The organism is Paraburkholderia sp., from assembly GCF_035948235.1.
In the GTDB taxonomy this organism is placed as follows: Bacteria; Pseudomonadota; Gammaproteobacteria; order Burkholderiales; family Burkholderiaceae; genus Paraburkholderia.
Genome location: NZ_DASZJJ010000157.1, coordinates 1 through 2,176 on the forward strand (window position 1 = coordinate 1; position 2,176 = coordinate 2,176).

Sequence of the window (2,176 nt, forward strand, 5' to 3'; positions counted from 1 at the left end):
ACGGCGTCGTCCCAGGCGTCGCCCGCGTAAGTGGTCTTGATCGCCCGCCCGTTGGGCTGATAGAGCGACCAGCTGAAGTTGAAATTCTCCACCTCGTACCAGCCGCGGCTGCCGGTGCTCGACGCGAAGCCGCGCGCCAGCGTGCCGCCCGCATAAAAGCCCACGAAATCCTGCCCTTGCGCGGTGCGAGCGACAAGTTCGACCAGCGTCTGCGGGTCGGGCAAGCGGCCGTCGCGGCGCGTGCTGCGCGTCCATGAACTCGTGTCGAACAATACGTGCGGATCGTCGGGCGCATCGAGCAGGCTTTCGCGCAGCGTCGCCAGCGCATCGGACACGTCGCGCACATCGGCGTGCGCGTCGCCGCCCAGATCGAAGGTGGAATACGCCTGCCGCGCGCCGTGGATCAGCCGCAAGGTCAGACGCCCCTGCTCCACCTGGCCGCTCTGGCGCACCTTGCCCGCATTGAAACGGATGAAATCGGACTGCTCGCCAGCGAAGGCGCTCAGCACCGTTTCGCCGGGGCGGCACAGGCGCTCGATCGACTCGGCGAGCATCGTGAAGTGCGCGTGCCAGTCGATCGCTTCGACGCCGCGCGTAGAAAGGATCTCGGCCATCATGCTCCTCCGAACACTTCGACATCGGCAAACACGCACGCGGGCGACGCATGGCCCACGCGGATCACTTGGGCTGGTTCGCCCTTGCCGCACATCGGCGTGCCGAACACGCCGCGCGTGGACGCATCGCCGACCGCCGTAAGTCCGCGCCAGAAACTGGCGGAAATCCCGCGATAGCCGGGCCGTTTGACCACCTGCGTGAGCTGGCCGTTTTCGATGAGCTGGCCGTATTCGCAGCCGAACTGGAATTTGTTGCGATGGTCGTCGATCGACCAGGAGGTGTTCGTCTTCATCAGGATGCCGTGCTCGATGCCCGCGATCATCGCGTCAAGCGACTGGTCGCCCGATTCGATATTGAGGTTGGCCATGCGGTCGATGGGCGGCCGGTTCCAGTTGGCCGCACGCGAATTCGCCACGCCCGGCAGGCCCGCGCGCTGTTGCGAGAGCGCGCCGCCCAGCGGGCGCTCCAGCACGCCCGCGCGAATCAGATATTGCTTGCTGGCCGCGCTGCCGTCGTCGTCGAAGGCATAGGCGGCGGCTTCTTCGCGCAACTCCGGATCGAACGTGACGTTGAGCAGCGGCGAGCCATACTGGTAATGGCCGAACATCTCCGGCTTCACGAAGCTCCAGCCCGCGAAGTTGCGCTCGTCGCCCAGAATGCGGTCGAGTTCGAGCGGATGGCCGATCGACTCGTGAATCTGCAGCATCATCTGGTCGGGCATCAGCAGCAGGTCGCGCCGCCCGCTCGGGCAGTTAGGCGCCGCGAGCAGTTGCAGCGCTTCATCCGCGACGCGCGCGCCCGCGCCATCGAAACCATAGCGCGCGAGGATTTCCATGCCGCCCTGCGCAAGCGTGCCGTAGTGGCCGTTGAGTGTGCGCTCCTGGCTGTCGCCGTCGTCGTGGGCGACGGCAGACAGGCTCGGCATCAGGAAGCGGAACTGCTGGTCGATGCGCACGCCGTCGCTGGTCAGGTAAAGCTGGTCGCTTTGCGTCACGTGCATGCCCGCCACACGCTCGACGATACGCGCATCGGCATTGGCCGCCGCGCATTCGTGCGCGAGGCGCTCGATCCATTCGCGCCGCGACGGCAGCGTATCGTGCGCGTTCGGCGAAACGTAACTGCCGCTTTGCGTGGGCCGCGCGATCTGGCGATGGTCGATCAGCGCGTGCGCCGCGCCCGCCTGGGCGCGCGCCGTGGCGATCTCCAGCGCCCGCTGCAGGCCGCTGGCGGAAAGATCGGCGGTGGCCGCGTAGCCCGCGCCCGCGCCGGCCCATGCCGTGACCATGGCGCCGCGTTCGCGCGCCTGACGCGAAGGCAACGCAACGTCGTTGCGTACGGTGTGGTCGTCGGTGCGTTCGTCCACGAAACGCACCGACCAGAAGTCGGCCGCGCTGCGCAAACCACGCGCGGCCAGGGTCCAGCGTTCTTCGATCATGCAATGTTCTCCTTGAGCGCAGCCGGACGCTGCAACAGCGAGGCCGCGAGCAACGACTGCGTATAGGGATGGGCGGGCGCATCGAGTACCGCCAGCGTGTCGCCCTGCTCGACGATGCGCCCGCCC

General features: G+C 67.4%; 2 protein-coding genes and 1 pseudogene. All 3 read right to left on the reverse strand.

The annotated features are described in order from the left end of the window. Window positions 1-617, reverse strand: a pseudogene (locus tag VG320_RS13920) (TldD/PmbA family protein); the annotation flags it as partial. Beyond that, a complete protein-coding gene (locus VG320_RS13925) occupies window positions 614-2,050 on the reverse strand; it encodes a TldD/PmbA family protein (RefSeq protein WP_327200687.1) in 1,437 nt (478 codons plus the stop codon). The gene VG320_RS13925 and the pseudogene VG320_RS13920, both read right to left, overlap by 4 nt. After that, window positions 2,047-2,166, reverse strand: coding sequence for a hypothetical protein (locus tag VG320_RS31145; RefSeq protein ID WP_414696036.1), 120 nt, complete (start codon window positions 2,164-2,166; stop codon window positions 2,047-2,049). The genes VG320_RS13925 and VG320_RS31145 overlap by 4 nt, the downstream gene beginning before the upstream one ends. Between the last annotated feature and the right edge of the window lie 10 nt (window positions 2,167-2,176).